The sequence below is a fragment of the Pseudoalteromonas sp. BZA4 genome (assembly GCF_040104395.1).
GTDB lineage: Bacteria > Pseudomonadota > Gammaproteobacteria > Enterobacterales > Alteromonadaceae > Pseudoalteromonas.
Genome location: NZ_JBECOT010000009.1, coordinates 97,689 through 115,685 on the forward strand (window position 1 = coordinate 97,689; position 17,997 = coordinate 115,685).

General features: G+C 42.4%; 16 protein-coding genes. 3 read left to right on the forward strand and 13 right to left on the reverse strand.

The genetic code is table 11. The features are described 5' to 3' along the window. Nucleotides 1-106: 106 nt before the first annotated feature. The 13 genes from lpxA to rpsB all read right to left on the reverse strand — a co-directional run bounded on the left by lpxA (nt 107) and on the right by rpsB (nt 12,981). A complete protein-coding gene (lpxA, locus tag ABMY41_RS06090; RefSeq protein WP_054553112.1) occupies nt 107-877 on the reverse strand; it encodes an acyl-ACP--UDP-N-acetylglucosamine O-acyltransferase in 771 nt (256 codons plus the stop codon). 2 nt (nt 878-879) lie between these two features. After that, a complete protein-coding gene (fabZ, locus tag ABMY41_RS06095; protein ID WP_054562040.1) occupies nt 880-1,332 on the reverse strand; it encodes a 3-hydroxyacyl-ACP dehydratase FabZ in 453 nt (150 codons plus the stop codon). Between the two features lie 10 nt (nt 1,333-1,342). Beyond that, nucleotides 1,343-2,383, reverse strand: coding sequence for a UDP-3-O-(3-hydroxymyristoyl)glucosamine N-acyltransferase (gene lpxD, locus ABMY41_RS06100; protein WP_289096778.1), 1,041 nt, complete (start codon nt 2,381-2,383; stop codon nt 1,343-1,345). A 9-nt stretch (nt 2,384-2,392) separates the two neighbouring features. Continuing rightward, a complete protein-coding gene (locus ABMY41_RS06105) occupies nt 2,393-2,911 on the reverse strand; it encodes an OmpH family outer membrane protein (protein ID WP_054553115.1) in 519 nt (172 codons plus the stop codon). Nucleotides 2,912-2,923: 12 nt separating this feature from the next. Further along, nucleotides 2,924-5,395 (reverse strand): outer membrane protein assembly factor BamA, encoded by a 2,472-nt coding sequence (gene bamA / locus ABMY41_RS06110; protein ID WP_349274328.1) that lies wholly within the window; start codon nt 5,393-5,395, stop codon nt 2,924-2,926. Nucleotides 5,396-5,501: 106 nt separating this feature from the next. After that, on the reverse strand, nt 5,502-6,854 hold the full coding sequence (gene rseP / locus ABMY41_RS06115) for a sigma E protease regulator RseP (RefSeq protein WP_349274329.1): 1,353 nt from the start codon (nt 6,852-6,854) through the stop codon (nt 5,502-5,504). Between the two features lies 1 nt (nt 6,855). Continuing rightward, the gene (gene ispC / locus ABMY41_RS06120) at nt 6,856-8,055 is read right to left on the reverse strand and encodes a 1-deoxy-D-xylulose-5-phosphate reductoisomerase (protein ID WP_251602601.1); all 1,200 of its coding nucleotides are present in this window, start codon (nt 8,053-8,055) and stop codon (nt 6,856-6,858) included. Then, complete coding sequence (locus tag ABMY41_RS06125) at nt 8,052-8,918, reverse strand: phosphatidate cytidylyltransferase (protein ID WP_054553119.1); 867 nt, start codon at nt 8,916-8,918, stop codon at nt 8,052-8,054. Before ABMY41_RS06125 ends, ispC begins: the two co-directional genes overlap by 4 nt. A gap of 22 nt (nt 8,919-8,940) precedes the next feature. Beyond that, nucleotides 8,941-9,720: an isoprenyl transferase gene (locus ABMY41_RS06130; RefSeq protein ID WP_054553120.1), complete on the reverse strand. Its 780-nt coding sequence runs from the start codon at nt 9,718-9,720 to the stop codon at nt 8,941-8,943. A gap of 104 nt (nt 9,721-9,824) precedes the next feature. After that, nucleotides 9,825-10,382: a ribosome recycling factor gene (frr, locus tag ABMY41_RS06135; RefSeq protein WP_054553121.1), complete on the reverse strand. Its 558-nt coding sequence runs from the start codon at nt 10,380-10,382 to the stop codon at nt 9,825-9,827. A 14-nt stretch (nt 10,383-10,396) separates the two neighbouring features. Next, on the reverse strand, nt 10,397-11,146 hold the full coding sequence (pyrH, locus tag ABMY41_RS06140) for a UMP kinase (RefSeq protein ID WP_054553317.1): 750 nt from the start codon (nt 11,144-11,146) through the stop codon (nt 10,397-10,399). 151 nt (nt 11,147-11,297) lie between these two features. Continuing rightward, a complete protein-coding gene (gene tsf / locus ABMY41_RS06145) occupies nt 11,298-12,149 on the reverse strand; it encodes a translation elongation factor Ts (protein WP_062566883.1) in 852 nt (283 codons plus the stop codon). Between the two features lie 103 nt (nt 12,150-12,252). Further along, a complete protein-coding gene (rpsB, locus tag ABMY41_RS06150) occupies nt 12,253-12,981 on the reverse strand; it encodes a 30S ribosomal protein S2 (protein WP_054562046.1) in 729 nt (242 codons plus the stop codon). A gap of 247 nt (nt 12,982-13,228) precedes the next feature. Here rpsB and map point away from each other — a divergent pair, with 247 nt between their 5' ends. From map to dapD, 3 genes are read left to right on the forward strand one after another with little or no spacing between them, the layout of a single operon-like run. Continuing rightward, entirely contained in the window at nt 13,229-14,038 is an 810-nt protein-coding gene (gene map / locus ABMY41_RS06155) for a type I methionyl aminopeptidase (protein WP_289096850.1), read from the forward strand. Nucleotides 14,039-14,050: 12 nt separating this feature from the next. Next, a complete protein-coding gene (gene glnD / locus ABMY41_RS06160; protein WP_062566881.1) occupies nt 14,051-16,669 on the forward strand; it encodes a [protein-PII] uridylyltransferase in 2,619 nt (872 codons plus the stop codon). 9 nt (nt 16,670-16,678) lie between these two features. Further along, complete coding sequence (gene dapD / locus ABMY41_RS06165; protein ID WP_054553126.1) at nt 16,679-17,506, forward strand: 2,3,4,5-tetrahydropyridine-2,6-dicarboxylate N-succinyltransferase; 828 nt, start codon at nt 16,679-16,681, stop codon at nt 17,504-17,506. Nucleotides 17,507-17,997 lie beyond the last annotated feature (491 nt).

Below are 17,997 nucleotides of genomic sequence, written 5' to 3' on the forward strand. Positions count from 1 at the left end.
TAGATCCTTTTTTGCCGTGAAGATAGCAATCACTAACTTAGCAAAACCTGAACTATAACAACAAAAAAGCCACCTTACGGTGGCTTTTATAGAGGTTCGCTTATGATTAGCGAATAATTCCGCGCTCAGAGCTTTTCACGAAGTCTATCATCAGCTGAACAGCTGGATACTTCGCAGCATCTTCACTTAGCTCAGCGATTGCTTCTTCAACACCTAAGCTCTTACGGTAAAGCGTTTTGTATGCACGGCGTGTTGCCATGATTTCATCGCTTTCAAAGCCACGGCGTTTCATGCCTTCAGTATTGATTGCTACAGGGCCAGCCGGTGTACCAATGGTAGTTACAAATGGCGGTACATCTTTATTAACGCCTGAGTACATACCAACAAAGGCATGCGAACCAATTTTACAGAACTGGTGAACACCTGAATTACCTGCAAGGATCACCCAGTCACCTACGTGTACGTGGCCAGCAACAGAGGCATTGTTAGCAAAAATAACGTTATCGCCCACAACTGCATCATGTGCAACGTGTGTGTAAGCCATAAATAAGTTGTTGCTACCAATTTTTGTTACACCTTGGTCTTGAATCGTACCACGGTGAATTGTCGCACACTCACGGATCACGTTATTGTCACCAATGATCAGAGTCGTTGGCTCATTCGCGTACTTTTTGTCTTGGCAAGCTTCACCGACCGAAGCAAATTGGAAAATATGGTTACCAGAACCAATCGTCGATGGGCCTTTTACAACCACATGAGATTCGATGATACAGTTATCACCAATCGTTACATCGTTACCGATATAGCTGTAAGGGCCAACTGATACGTTATTTCCAAGTTTTGCACCTGGTTCGATTATCGCCGTAGGATGGATCACTATTAAAACTCTCTTCTCGCACACATGATTTCGGCAGTACACACTACTTTGCCGTCAACTTTTGCTTCTGCTGCAAATTTCCATATATTGCGGCGCTCTTTTACAAACTCTACATGCAAATGCATAGTATCGCCAGGTAATACCGGCTGTTTGAATCGCGCATTGTCGATCGCTGCGAATAAATATAGTTCGTTATCGCTACGATTTTCAACTGTCTTAAAACCAAGTAAGCCAGTTGCTTGAGCCATTGCTTCTAAAATCAACACACCTGGAAAGATAGGTTGATTAGGAAAATGACCCGTAAAAATAGGTTCGTTCACTGTTACATTTTTAATAGCATGTAACGACTCGCCTGGCGTGTAATCAAGTACACGGTCAACAAGTAGCATCGGGTAACGATGCGGAAGTAAACTCAAGATATCCTGGATATCAAGACTATTTAATTCATTTGCCAAAATAGCATCCTTATTTGTCTTCAATATTGAGTGACTTAGCCAGTGACTCAAGTGCTTTAATGCGGTCTTTCATATCGCCAAGGTTACGGATATGGGCAATACTACGTCGCCATTCTTTGTTGGTTAGATGTGGCAAGCCTGAAGAATAAATTCCAGGTTCTGTGATTGCCTTAGTCACCATACTCATGCCGGTGATTATAGCACCATCGCATACGCTAATGTGACCATTAATTGCAACCATGCCGCCAATCTGACAATTCCTACCGATCACTGTGCTGCCAGCAAATACCGTACAACCAGCAACCGCTGTACCCGAACCGATCTCGACATTATGCGCTATTTGACATTGATTATCGATAATTACATTACTATGGATGATAGTATCGTCTAGCGCACCACGGTCAATCGTAGTAGACGCGCCTACCTCAACCTTATCACCGATGATTACTCGGCCAAGTTGCGGTATTTTCACCCATTCGCCACGCTCGTTAGCGTAACCAAAACCATCACTGCCCACTACCGTATTCGCTTGGAATAAACAGTCGCTACCAATCTCTACTTCATGGTAAACGCTTACATTTGCCCAAAGCTTAGTGCCTTGGCCAATTTTTGCGTGCTCACCAATAAAACAGCCTGGGCCAATCTGCACATCGTTTGCAATAACAGCGCCCGCTTCGATCACCACATTGGCAGCGATCGCGACATTATCGCCAATAGAGGCTGAATCGTGAATGACTGCACTTGGGTGAATACCCGTCACTGCTGAGCGCGGTGTGGTATCCATTAGCTGAGCAAGCTTGGCGTAACAAACATAAGGATTTGCAACAATGAGCTTATTACCCGAAAAGTACTCAGCATCTGCTGGTGATAAAATCACCGCACTTGCTTGAGTATCTTCTAGTTGCGTGCGATATTTCTTGTTCGCTAAAAATGCAATATGCCCATGTTGGGCATTTGCAAGTGTAGATATTTTTTTAATCTCTGTGGCGCCGTCACCATGAAGGTCAGCGCCCAGAAGATCCGCTATCTGCGAAAGCGTGTAGTTTTGCATATATGATTTCTATTGCTTACTTACTTTTTCAACAACTTTGCTTGATAAGTCATCGACAGTTTTAGGGTTAACATAAATCGTTGTTTCTTTAACTTTAACTTCATCGAATTTGCCAGCTTTCGCTACTTCTTCGATTGCATCTAAGATTAGCTTTTGAACTTTAGCTAGTTCTTGGTTTTGACGCATTTTGATTTCTTGCTCTAAAGGACGACCTTTTTCAGCAAGTTGCTGCTGCATACCTTGAATCTTAGTACGTAATTCTTCTTTTTGCTTATCGCTCATCGTTGTTGCTTCACGCTTGAACTTTTCAGCTTCAAAACGGATATCACCTTGAAGTTTTTCTAGTTCTTGACGACGCTCTGAGAATTCAGCTTCTAAAGTTTGCTCTACTTTCGCCATTTGTGGGATTTGCTTGTAGATTTCTTGCATATCAACGATACCTACTTTGTGCGCGAATGCGTTAGTAGATAGACCCATAGATAAAGTAGCAAGTAGTGCAAAAGCTGTTGATTTAATTGATTTATTCACGAAAAAACTCCTTTAGAATGTATTACTAATGTTAAAGCTGATGGTCTTCGTATCGTCATCTTCTTCTTTTTGCAATGGATACGCAAAACTGATCAGCATCGGACCCATCGGAGAGATCCATTGTAAAGAAAGACCGGTTGAAACCCTAAAGCGCATTGGATCTGAGTAATCATCCAATTTTGCGCGTTGGTCTGTTGAAAGGTTTTGATAACGGTCAATATTAAACTCTGTATCCCATACGTTTGCAGCATCTACGAAGAAACTAGTGCGTACAGAGCTGGTGTTTTCTTCATCTAAGAAAGGTGTTGGAACGATTAGCTCCATCCCTGCTACCGCTTTGGCGTTACCACCAATTCGGCCTGCTGTATAAAGCTGGTCAAACTCTGATGCACCACCAATGCTACCCGTTGTAGTACCATCAGGTAATGGTGTACCAGGTATCGTTTGCGGAACACGTGATACAGCGCGTGGTAAGATCGTATTTCGATCGAAGCCACGAAGTTCCATCTCGGTAATTCTGAAGAATTCTTGGAACGGCAGTGTTTGGTCATAACCATTGGTTGTACCATAACCATTACCATAACCAAGTGCCGCACGCGTTGAGAATACCCAGCGATGGTCATTACTAATTGGCCAGTAGAAACGCGAGTCATAATTTAACTTAAAGTACTGTAAATCAGAGTTTGGTGTTGTCGCTGTTAAGTTAAGAGATTGGCGCGAACCTGCTGTTGGGAATAAACCACGGTTAACAGTTACACGTGACCAACCTGCACTTAGCTCGTACTTAGTAAAGTCAAAGCCTGCGTCTGGATTCTCAGGGTCTAAGAATGTTTCACGAATAACACGTGTTTGCTCGTATTCTGCAATATCAGATAGCTCTTCTTGCACCCAACGAACACCAAAGTTAATACGGTTAACCGCATCGATTGGGAAGCCGATGTTAGTACCAAGACCATAACTCTTCGATTTATAGTCGATTAAGCTGAATTTACTCGCATCATAGTTACTGTAGAAGATACTACTACCTTGCGATACACCATCTGGCGTAAAATAAGGGTCAGTATAAGACACACTAACTCGCTCAGAACCACGTGAGGTATTGATGTTAAAACCAATTTGGTTACCGGTACCTAAGAAGTTTGACTCACTAACACCAATGTTAAATTGCAGACCCAAGTACGAACCATAGGCAAGACCTGCGTTAAAGCTACCTGCAGATTGTTCTTTAACAGTAAAATCTACATCAACTTGGTCATCTACACCTGGTACCGGCACGACATTAAAATCAACGCTTTCCATGTATGGTAAACGCTGGATTTGCAATTTAGAACGCTCAAGGCTTTGGTTTGATAACCATGCACCTTCAAGCTGTGTCATTTCACGACGAACCACTTCATCAGCGGTATTTTGGTTACCACCTACAATGATACGACGAACATAAACACGCTTGCCCGGGTTAACAGAAAGCGTTAATTGAACTTCTTTGTTTTCATCATCAATCTCAGGGATGGTACGTACTTCAGCATTGGCATAACCGAAACGCGCTAAATAGCTTTTAATAAACTCTTCAGATGATGTCACCACAGAGCCATTATAAAGCTCGCCAGTTTTTAGCGGAATAACACTCTTGATAAGTTCTTCACGGCCTAACAAATCACCAATAAAGTCAAAGCCTTTTACTTTGTACTTGACACCTTCGGTGATATTCGCTGTTACATAAACAGAATCACGCTCAGGACTTACTGACACTTGTGTCGAGTCGATATTAAAACGCAGATAACCCCGGTCTAGGTAGTAACTGCGAATTTTCTCTAAATCGCCTTCGATGGTTTGCTTTTGATAACGGTCGCTTGACATGAACTGCCACCAAGGCAAATCTTGCTGAGACTCGGCTAATTTAAGTAGCTCTTCATCTGAAAAAAGCTCATTACCAACTAAGTTGATTTGACGAATTGATGCTGCATCACCTTCATCAAATGTGAATAAAAGTTTTACACGGTTACGCGGTAACTTAGATATACTCACTTCAACTTTAGCATTGTACTTACCAATACTGTGGAAGAACTCAATCAGGCCTTTTTCTATGTTATCGAGGACTGTTTTATCAAGCGGCTCACCAGTACGGATATCTTGCTGATCTAGCGACTCATTAAGTTGCTCATCTTTGATGTCTTTATTGCCATCAAATTCGATCATGCTGATCGTTGGGCGCTCAGTCACTCGGAAAATAACACTGTTGCCATCACGTAATGCTTTAATATTGTCAAAGTGACCTGAACGATAGAGAGCCTTTATGGTTCTAGAAATTGTGTACTCATCAATATTATCGCCCACGTTGATAGGGATATGCGTTAACGCTGCACCCAGTGCAACACGCTGTAAACCTTCAACTTTTAAATCATCTACAATAAAGGAGTTTTGGCCTAGGGCTGCAAAGCTAGCACCTAATAAACTTGAAACTGCCAAATGTTTTTTTATAGCCATTTTGTTATCTTTATCCTTTACAACTGTATTACCGCTCAACACCTTATAAATTTAACTTTTGCGGTGTTTTACAATCGTGTTCAAATTGGAATTTTTCGCTTACTTGTTATAAACGCGATACATCATTGAACAAAGCGAAACATGTTAAAAACAGAAGCAGCAAGGCCCCCACTTTAAAACCAAATTCTTGCGTCTTTTCAGAGACCGGCTTTTTGCGAAAAAGTTCAATTATGTAATACATTAAGTGCCCACCATCTAGCACTGGCAGCGGTAATAAGTTAAATACGCCAAGGTTTACACTAATCAATGCTAAAAAGCTTAAAAATGCAACCAAGCCATAGCTTACGCTAGTTCCCGCGCCAACTGCAATGCCCACCGGGCCACTTAAATTTTTAACCGACACCTGACCGGTAATTAAATTACCAATCATGTCAAAACTAAGGGTAATTAAACGCCATGTTTCTTGTATGCCCAGCACAATACTATCGACAGGGCCATAATGTCTAGTTTCAATATAGTTTTCTGGCCATGGCTCAACCACCGGAGACACACCTAAAAAGCCCTGAGCAACGCCCGCATCATTGGTTCTGTTTTGTGGCGTCACTGACAGCTCTTTTATACTATCTTGCCTTTGTACACTAAATTGTAAGGATTTGTTAGGTGATTGCTGAATTAATGAAACTAACTCGGTCCAACTGCTGATATTTTCACCATTTACAGCAAGAATTTTGTCGTTAACCTGTAAACCTGCAGCCTCTGCCGCAGAGCCTTTACTGATCATAGCCACTTCTAGAAGTGCTTTCGGGCGAAACGGTACAATACCTATCGAGGTTAATGGCGGAACGTCTTGTTGATCTAGTTTCCAACCATCTAAGTTAAGAGTACGCACATGCTTTTGATAATTCTGATCACGAAGCGTTACCACAACACTTTGCTCACCTAAGCGGCTCATAAGTGAGAATGTGGCATCTTGCCAAGTATTGATATCGTCTTCACCAATTTTAATAATTTGCTGGTTTGGCTCAATATTAGCAGCTGCGGCACGGCTGCCTTGAGTCACCTCACCCACCACAGGTTTTAATGACTGAACACCGACCATATACATTACAGCAAGGGCAAAAATGGCAAATAAAAAGTTTGCCATCGGGCCTGCAGCCACAATCGCAATGCGTGCTTTTACTGATTTAGCATTAAATGATAAATGGCGCTGCTCTGGCGGCACTTCGTCAACACGCTCGTCAAGCATTTTGACATAACCACCTAGTGGGATTGCTGCAATCACATATTCGGTTTGCTGTTTGTCGTACCACTTGATCAACGGCTTACCAAAGCCAATTGAAAAACGCAGCACTTTCACGCCCGCTTTTCGCGCAACCCAGAAATGACCATATTCATGCACAGTCACTAAAATACCCAAAGCAAGAATAAATGAGCCAAGATTCCAGAAAAAATCAAACATGCTAATTGATGCCTCTTTTTACAAACTCAGTCGCTTTTACACGTGCAGCTTGGTCGCAAGCTAAAATCTCATCGAGGGTCTGCACGTTGATGTTTTGCGTTGCATTGAGCGTTTCAGCGTTAATTCGATAAATATCTGTAAAGCCGATTTGACCATTTAAAAATGCTGCAACCGCTATTTCATTCGCCGCATTTACTGTGGTGGTTGCACCTTGCCCCATTTCACACGCATCAATGGCAAGTTTTAAATTAGGGTAACGAGCATAGTCTGGCTTAGTGAAGGTAAAGTCTGCCATTTGTGAAAAATCGAGCGGTTTTACACCCGCATCGACACGCTCAGGAAAAGCTAAAGCATGAGCAATTGGTGTGCGCATATCTGGATTACCCATTTGCGCAAGCACTGAGCCATCTTGATATTGCACCATAGAGTGAATAATACTTTGTGGGTGGATCACCACTTCAATATCACTGGCACAGCAGTTAAACAGCCACTTGGCTTCTATAAACTCTAGGCCTTTGTTCATCATTGTTGCTGAATCAACAGAAATCTTTTGTCCCATTGACCAGTTTGGATGTGCCACTGCTTCTGCAACAGTCACTGATGGCAATGTCGCTAAATCACGCTTTAAGAAAGGACCGCCAGAACCTGTAAGCAAGATCTTGCTTACACCATTATCAGCTAGTAGGCCAGATGCACTTTGTAATGATGCTGGCATACATTGGAAAATCGCATTATGTTCGCTGTCGATAGGCAGTAAAGTGGCGCCATGTTGTTTTACTTTATCAATAAACAACTGACCCGACATAACCAAGGATTCTTTATTTGCTAGCAACACTTTTTTGCCAGCTTCAACTGCACTTAAAGTCGGTAACAGACCTGCTGCACCTACTATCGCCGACATCACTGCATCAACATCTGTATGTGCAGCAAGCTCACACATCGCATCAACACCCGCTAGAACTTGTGTGTTACACGAGCTATTTGCAAGTAAATTCGAAAGCGCGCTAGCGGCTTGTTGATCAGCCATAACAGCAAACTTAGGCTGATGTGCGATACACAACTCAGCCATTTGCTCGGCATTTTTACCCGCCGCTAAAGCAAAAACCGCAAAACGCTCCGGGTTTCTAGAAACAACATCTAGGGTGCTTAAACCGATTGAACCAGTTGCGCCCAGTACGACAAGTTGCTCTACTTTGCTCATAAACTCAGTGTCCATGCGTAGCAAAGTACAAAAATTGGCGCAGCTGCAGTTAAGCTATCAATACGGTCTAAAATACCACCGTGACCAGGTAAACATGAACCGCTGTCTTTCAAGCCAACTTCACGTTTGAACATACTTTCAAGTAAATCGCCCACGGCTGAGAATAACGCGATAAATGCAGTCATCACGGCATAGATTGGCCAAACACTCATATCAACATTAGTGAAGTGGCAAAATGCTAAAACAAAAACAACCGAAGCCACTACACCACCTAATAAACCTTCAATCGTTTTATTAGGACTTACCTTTGGCATTAGTTTACGTTTACCTAAGTTTTTACCAGTAAAGTAAGCACCAATATCTGCGCTCCACACAATACCAAGTACAACTAAAATTAACATTGAACCAAAGTGAGTAGATTCGCCATACCCTGCGCTACGTAGTGTATTTAGTGCAAGCCAAAGTGGCACTAGCGTTAAAAAGCCTGCAATAGCACGCATTACAATGCCTTCATTCCAAGCCTTTGCCATAGCTGGGTAGCGCCAAACTAAGTAAGTTGCCACAATCCACCATGCAAATGATAAGGTAAATAGGTAGTTTGCATCACCCACTAATTGACCATTTTGCCAAAGTGATTCAATTGGCCAATGCCAGTTAAGTAATGCCAAAAATGCAGCCGTTGCTGCAACAAATCCAAATCGTTTAACTTTATCGCATAGGCCCATAAATGCAGACCATTCCCATGCACCGAGTAAAACAATACCAGCGGCGATATAACTAAATAGTGTTAATGGGGTATAAAAAACCAAAATAAGTGCAAGTGGTGCCAACACGAGCGAGGTTAAAATTCGTTGTTTTAGCAATGTGTGTACCTTCAACTAGTAATTAGGTCTCGGCGAGTAATTGTTTTATTTGTTCGCCTGTACAACCAAATCGTCGCTCTCTGGCAACGTAACATGCGATAGCGTCAGCAAATGCAGCTTCATTGAAGTCTGGCCAAAGCGTATCGGTAAAGTAAAGCTCAGCATAAGCCGCTTGCCATAAAAGGAAATTACTGATGCGTAAATCTCCACCGGTGCGGATCATTAAATCAAGCTCACCTTGGTCGGCCATACTCATTTGTTCAGCCATTAGCTCTTCAGTAATATCTTCTGCGGCCATTTCACCGGCTGCGACTTTTTTCGCAAGCGTTGTTGCGGCGTTAGTAATATCCCAACGTCCACCATAATTAGCTGCCACGTTTAACTGTAGACCCGTATTATTACGAGTTAATTCATGGGCTGCATCAACTTTATTGCGCAGGCCTTCTGAAAAGCGTGATAAATCACCAATTATGTTTAGCTTTACATTATTTTTATGAAGTTTTTTAACTTCTTTGCCCAGTACGAATAAAAATAGCTCCATAAGCGTATTTACTTCGTCCTCTGGACGTCGCCAATTTTCGCTACTAAATGCGAATAGTGTTAACGACTGTATACCTAAGCGAGTACAAAATTGCACTGATTGACGAACCGCATCAACGCCTTTTTTGTGCCCATAAACACGTGGGCGATTTTTCGCTTGTGCCCAACGTCCGTTGCCATCCATGATTATAGCGACATGCTTAGGCAAACTTTGCTGGGAAATTTTATCAGCGTTAAGAACCATAAATATCGAGTATTCCATAAAAAAACGCCGTCTAGTATACCCTAGACGGCGTTTCAAAACTAATAAATTTAGTTACGCCTGTTTACTTACAGAATCAGTGTCTGAAAGATAAACAGCAGCGATTAGATTTCCATTAACTCAGCTTCTTTTGCAGCTAGTTGTGCGTCCATCTCTTTGATGAACTTATCAGTAAGCTTTTGGATCTCGTCTTCTGCTTGACGTGCTTCATCTTCAGAAATATCTTTTTCTTTCAATAAGCTCTTAATGTCGCCATTTGCATCACGACGGATGTTACGTACCGCAACACGACCGCTTTCAACTTCGCCACGTACGATTTTGATAAGGTCTTTACGACGCTCTTCTGTAAGTGGAGGAAGTGGAACACGAATAACAGTACCTGCAGACATTGGGTTTAAACCTAAATCTGAAGCCATGATCGCTTTTTCTACTGCTTGCGCTAGTGACTTATCGAACACGCTAATTGCAAGTGTACGAGAGTCTTCAATTGTTACGTTAGCAACTTGGTTTAATGGCGTGTCAGCACCGTAGTAAGACACTTGAATACCGTCAAGTAATGCTGGGTGCGCACGGCCTGTGCGAATTTTAGATAATTGACTGCCTAGTGCCGCAACACTTTTTTGCATACGTTCTGACGCATCTTTTTTGATATCGTTAATCACGGTTCAATCCTAATCTATTTGCTAGTTTCATCTGAGGCTTGTGAAGAGATAAGCGTTCCTTCATCTTCGCCCATAATAACACGCTTAAGCGCGCCTGATTTATTCATGTTAAATACGCTTAATGGCATGTTGTGGTCACGCGCCAGCGTAAATGCTGCTAAATCCATAACCTTAAGCTCTTTATCAATGATTTCATTGTAGCTTAAGTGGCGATATAGTGTAGCGTCTGGGTTTTTCACTGGGTCATCAGAGTAAACACCATCCACTTTAGTCGCTTTGATTACAGTATCTGCTTCAATTTCAATACCACGTAAACACGCTGCTGAGTCAGTCGTGAAGAATGGGTTACCTGTACCCGCTGAGAAAATTACAACGCGGCCAGATTTTAATAGGCTGATAGCTTCTGCCCAGTTGTAAGCATCACACACACCGTTCAGTGGGATTGCAGACATTAAACGACAATTTACAAATGCACGGTGCAGTGCATCACGCATTGCTAAACCATTCATTACAGTCGCAAGCATACCCATGTGGTCGCCAACTACGCGGTTCATACCCGCTTCTGCTAATGAACCACCACGCAAGAAGTTACCGCCACCGATAACTAAACCTACTTCTACGTCGAGCTCTACAAGTTCTTTAATTTCTTGAGCCATACGGTCAAGTACTTTTGGGTCGATGCCGAAGCCTTCGTCTCCCATTAATGCTTCACCGCTAAGTTTAAGAAGAACACGTCTAAAAATAGGTTTACGATTGATAGTCATAATATTTGGGCCAGCCTTAGTAATGAGATAAAAAATAACCGCGCTATGGTTACACATAAAACGCGGTTATTTTAAAGAATTTTCATCAGTGACGCAAAAGCTAATAGCAGATTAATTTCATCTTATTGCCCTACGTCACTAAGTTAGAAAATTACTCGCCTTTTGCAGCAGCGATTTGAGCAGCTACTTCAGCAGCGAAGTCTTCTTCTTTACGCTCGATACCTTCACCAACTTCTAAACGGATGAAGTTAGAAACAGTTGCGCCTTTCTCTTTAAGAATTTCGCCAACTGATTTTTTAGGTTCCATGATGAAAGCTTGACCAGTAAGAGAGATCTCACCAGTGAATTTCTTCATACGACCGATAACCATTTTCTCAGCGATTTCAGCAGGCTTGCCTTCGTTCATCGCGATATCGATTTGAACTGCTTTTTCTTTTTCAACAACGTCAGCTGGTACGTCTTCTGGGTTTACGAACTCAGGCTTAGACGCAGCTACGTGCATAGCAACTTGCTTAAGTGTTTCTTCGTCAGCTTCACCAACTACAACAACACCGATACGGTCGCCGTGGCGGTAAGAAGAAAGCTTGTCACCGTCGATGTACTCAACGCGACGAACGTTGATGTTTTCACCGATTTTAGCAACTAGAGCAACACGAGTTTCTTCGAATTGTGCTTTAAGTGCTTCGATGTCTGCTTTAGATTCTGCAGCAGCGTCAAGAACTTGGTTAGCGAAACCAAGGAAGTTAGCGTCTTTAGCAACGAAGTCAGTTTGACAGTTAACTTCAAGAAGTGCAGCGAAACCGTTACCTTCTTTGATTAAGATTGTACCTTCAGCAGCGATGTTACCTGCTTTTTTAGCAGCCTTTGCAGCACCGCTCTTACGCATGTTTTCGATCGCTAACTCGATGTCACCGTTAGTTTCAGTTAACGCTTTTTTACAATCCATCATGCCAGCGCCAGTACGCTCGCGTAATTCTTTAACTAGGGCAGCAGTTACAGCCATTAGAATATCCTCAATTGAATTCTGTTATAGGGAAGCGGTATAGGCCGCTTAACAAGAATAACAAGTCTTCACCTTAATTAGATGAAGACTTGATGACAGCTAATTATTCAGCTTCTACGAAGTCGTCTTTCTCAGCTTGAGCAACGATGTTGTTCTCACGACCTTCAGTGATCGCAGCTGATACAGCGCCTGTGTAAAGTTGGATAGCACGGATCGCATCGTCGTTACCAGGTACGATGTAATCAACACCGTCTGGGTTAGAGTTAGTATCAACGATAGCAACAACTGGAATACCTAGGTTGTTAGCTTCACGGATAGCGATGTGCTCGTGGTCTGCATCGATAACGAAAAGCGCGTCTGGAAGACCGCCCATGTCTTTGATACCACCAAGGCTCTTTTCAAGCTTTTCCATTTCACGAGTAAGCATTAACGCTTCTTTCTTAGTTAATTTCTCGAAAGTACCGTCTTGGCTTTGCGCTTCAAGGTCTTTAAGACGCTTGATTGATTGACGAACTGTTTTCCAGTTAGTCAACATACCACCTAACCAACGGTGGTTTACGTAGAACTGCTCGCTTTGGATCGCTGCTTCTTTAACTGCTTCGCTTGCTGCGCGCTTAGTACCAACGAAAAGTACTTTACCTTTGTTAGAAGCTGCGTTCGATAAGAACTTAAGTGCTTCGTTGAACATTGGTACAGTTTGCTCTAGGTTGATGATATGAACACGGTTACGAGCGCCGAAGATGAAAGGCTTCATCTTAGGGTTCCAGTAACGTGCCTGGTGACCAAAGTGAACACCAGCTTGAAGCATATCGCGCATTGAAACGTTTGCCATTTGTATAATCCTCTATAATTTAGGGTTAGGCCTCCACATATCCCATAGCACCAACACCGTAGTTAATTTGTAACTTAAGTGCACCCAAGTGTATGTGACGATACGTGTGTGTGTTAAAATAAAATTGTGTTTGTCTTAAATACAAAAAATCAGTTAAGAATTTATTTGTAAAAAGACGGCGCGCTTTATACCATATTAAAATTGAAAACTCAACGTCTAGTGCAAAATTTGTGCACTAAAAACTGACCTGAAAAACAACTTTGGAGCCTCAATGAGTGCTGTGATCAAGACCCCTGAAGAAATCGAAAAAATGCGTGTTGCCGGGCGCTTAGCCGCCGAGGTACTAGAAATGATAGAACCGCATGTGGTGCCAGGTGTAACCACAGATGAACTAAATACAATTTGTCATGATTATATTGTTAATGTTCAAGATGCTATTCCAGCACCGCTTAATTATCACGGTTTCCCAAAATCAATTTGCACCTCAGTGAACCATGTAATTTGTCACGGTATTCCAAATGACAAACCACTTAAAGAAGGCGATAGCGTAAATATCGACGTGACTGTGATCAAAAATGGCTATCACGGTGATACATCTAAGATGTTCCACGTTGGTACACCTAACATTCAAGGCAAGCGTCTTGCTGATATCACACAAGAAAGCCTATACCTTGCAATTAAAATGGTAAAACCAGGCGTACGCTTGGGTGATATTGGTGCTGCAATTCAAAAATACGCAGAAAGCTTTAGCTATTCAATCGTTCGTGAATATTGTGGTCACGGCATTGGTGCTGAGTTCCACGAAGAGCCACAAGTAATGCACTATGGTAAAGCAGGTACTGGCGAAGTATTAAAAGCAGGTATGTGCTTAACAATCGAGCCTATGGTTAATGCTGGTAAACGCCAATGTAAACTACTTAAAGACAACTGGACTGTCGTAACTAAAGACCGTTCATTGTCTGCACAGTGGGAACATACACTGTTAGTGACTGAAAATGGTGTTGAAATTTTAACGCTCCGATCAGATGATACTATTGACAGGATCATCGAACACTAGGAGCCAGCCCCAGTGGCATTACCCAATAAAGTAAAAAAGTTGCTCAGCCAAGCTGAGCAACTTAGCGATTATCGCGACTGTTCTAGTTATTTTTATAAATGGCTACAGAACGAATTCTCAAAACAACCCGTTAGCAACTTAATTAATGCCCGCGCTGAGTTTATCGACCGCTTATTAATTAAACTGTTTCACGATTACGACCTTGCTCACGAAAGTGACTTAGCCCTAATTGCTGTGGGTGGTTATGGTCGTGGCGAACTACACCCCTATTCCGATATCGACTTTATGTTGCTAGTAAGCGAGCAGCCAAGTGAAGCCGTGTGCGAAAAAATTGGCCAGTTCGTTACCATGCTTTGGGATCTAAATTTAGAAATTGGTCACAGCGTTCGCACTATAGAACAAGCATTAGAACAAAAACGCGAAGATGTGACATTTGCCACCAGCTTACTCGAAAGCCGATTAATTTTCGGTAACCATATCGAATTCGAAAAATTAAAAAATCATTTAATAGATACGCCTATTTGGCGCTCAGACGAATTCTTTTTGGCAAAAGTACAAGAACAAAGTTTACGCCATAAAAAATGCCATGGTACGGCTTATAACCTTGAGCCGAATATCAAAGAAAACCCGGGTGGCCTGCGCGACTTACAGACCATTATTTGGGTTGCTAAAAAGCACTTTAGAGCCGAAACATTACAAGAACTCATAAATCACGGCTATCTTACTCACGAAGAATACCAAGAGCTGTCTGAGTGTTTAGAAAACCTCTGGAACATTCGTTTTGCGCTGCACATCGCTGCGGGTCGCTCTGAAAACCGCTTATTGTTCGATCATCAACCTCATGCCGCTGAAATTCTTGGTTTTGGTAGTGACGGTAAAGCCTCAGTCGAACGCATGATGAAACGCTTATTTAGGATCATGAGCCGCGTACGTGAGCTTAACCAAATGCTGCTTTCATACTTTGAGCAAAGCATTTTACCGGGTGCCGGTGAGTTACCTGTGATTGAGCTTGACCGTAACTTTGAGCGCATTGGCCATCAAATTCGTGTTAAGAATCCATCGGTGTTCTTCCGCCGTGATCAGCTATTTGTGTTGTTCGAGCATATTGCTGATAACCCAGAGATCACCCATATTTACCCAAGTACCATACGTACAATGCGCCAAGTTCGACGTCGTTTATTGGGTGATTTACAAGACTACGCCGCCTGTCGCGAAGCATTTTTGCGTTTAATCAAACACCCTAACGGTATGGGCCGCGCATTTACGCTGATGCACAAGCACGGCATTATTGCTGCCTACTTACCACAGTGGCGTAATATTTTTGGGCAAATGCAGTTTGATTTATTCCATGCCTACACCGTGGATGAACATACCCATAAACTCATCAACAATATTTATAAGTACTTTGATAAATCAAAAGTCAGCGAATTTCCGTTATGTAGTGAAATTGTCACTCGTATGGACAAGCCTGAGTTACTTTATTTAGCCGGTATTTTCCACGATATTGCTAAAGGCCGTGGTGGCGATCACTCTGAGCTTGGCTCAGTTGATGCAATCGCGTTTGCTAAGCTACACCGCTTCCCAGCCTCAGATGGCAAGCTGATTTCGTGGTTAGTGGCTAATCACTTACTTATGTCGGTTACAGCGCAGCGCAAAGATATTAATGACCCAGATGTAATTAAAGACTTTGCAAGTAAAGTGAAAAACGAGCGCCAGCTTGATTACTTGTACTGCTTAACCTTGGCCGATATTCGCGCAACTAACGATAACCTGTGGAACGATTGGAAAAATACCCTACTACGTGAGCTGTATTTACACACCCAGCGCGCGCTTCGTTTAGGGCTTGAAAACCCAATGGACCAACGTGACCAAATACGTGATAAAAAACAGCAAGCCAAACAGCGCTTACTTAACCACGGTTGTAACGAAGATCAAATCGACTTAATTTGGAGTCGCTTTAAAGCCAATTATTTTACTGCTTTTAGCGAGCAACAGATTTCGTGGCACACAGAGCACTTACTAAGCTGTGACGATTTAAGCCAGCCTAGCGTTGCCGTGTCTAACACCGCAATGCATGGTGGTACACAAGTATTTGCTTATAGCCCTTACTCGGGCAGTTTATTCTCACGTTTAGTTAGTGTGATTGGTTCGAAAAAAGCACAGATTCAACATGCGCAGGTACTGACCACAAAAGATGGCTACGTGCTATTTAGCTTTGTTATTTTAGAAGTCAATGGTGACCCGATTGCGAGTAACCGTTCGCAAGGCATTAAACGTGCTTTAGATCTTGCAATTAGCGACCCGAAAAAGAAAATTCGCCTTAAAAAGAATCGCTCTCAGCGCTTCAAAGACTTTAATATCAAACCAAAAATTGTGCTTAGACCGCATGCCCGTAAAGACCGCAGCTTAATTGAAATTCAAGCGGTGGATATTCCGGGTCTATTAACAAAAATTGCGGAAGTATTTCAAGCGCACTTATTACATATTCATGCCGCACGGATCACCACAGTTGGTGAACGAGCAGAAGATTTCTTCGTGGTATCAAATAACGAATACCAAGCATTAACAGACGAAGAACAGGCTAAAATTCATCAAGCATTGCGTAAAAAACTCAACGCAGAAACCGAATAAGAGGATCTTATGTCAGATTTAAAAACCATGATCGAAAACGCCTGGGACAACCGCGATAGCATCAGCCCAAGCACGGTATCAAGTGAAGTAAAACAAGCTATTATCGACGCGCTTGAATTACTTGATAGCGGCGCTGCACGTGTTGCTGAAAAAATCAGTGGTGAGTGGGTTGTACATCAATGGTTAAAAAAAGCGGTGCTACTGTCTTTCCGTATTCGTGATAACCAACCAATGAGCGATGGTGTTAATCAGTTTTACGACAAAGTACCACTTAAATTTAGCGACTATACACCAGAGCAATTCCAACAAGGCGGCATGCGTGTTGTGCCTAATGCTGTGGCACGTAAAGGCAGCTTCGTAGGTAAAAACGTGGTGTTAATGCCATCTTATGTCAACATTGGCGCCTACGTTGATGAAGGTACCATGGTTGATACATGGGCAACGGTTGGCTCATGTGCACAAATTGGTAAAAATGTTCACTTGTCGGGCGGTGTAGGCATTGGTGGTGTGCTTGAGCCACTACAAGCTAACCCAACTATTATCGAAGACAACTGCTTCATTGGCGCACGTTCTGAGATTGTTGAAGGCGTTGTAGTTGAAGAAGGCGCCGTTATCTCGATGGGTGTTTACATCAGCCAAAGCACACGTATCTATGACCGTGAAACTGGCGAAATCCATTACGGCCGAGTACCAGCTGGTGCAGTTGTTGTTCCAGGTTCACTTCCGTCAAAAGACGGTTCGCACAGCCTATATGCTGCCATCATCGTGAAAAAAGTTGACCAGCAAACTCGCGAAAAAGTAGGTATTAATGCCCTACTTCGCTCGATTGATGAATAATAAAGCGGAGCTTTAAGCCGTCAGCCGTCAGCCGTCAGCCGTCAGCTTAAGTTTGAGATAAGAAGCGCGATGCTAACTAGTTTCGCGCTTTTTTATTATCTGTAATGCAATGATTTTTAGCTAGTTTGTTGAGATATACTCATAAATATGTTTTAGTATAAAAAACAAACAAAAATAATAGTAAAAATGTTTAAGTCGTTTCGGAGTTTTACCCACACGGAGTTATTTTATTACACAGGGTTATTCTATCTTGTGGCAATCTTGCTGTTTGTATCACGTAGTTACCTATACGAATTTTTTGTAACTGATATGAATTCACATCGCATAGAAGTTAAAGAACTTGAAGTTGCTTTAACATCGCACGGGCGTTGTTTCCTAAAAGTTTGAACTATCTTGCCAGCCTGTGATCAGATCATCTATATCCTACTAGCCCGTGCAACAACAATGAGCAAAATCACAAACTGGTCTCACTATAATCAAGCCCTCGTTAA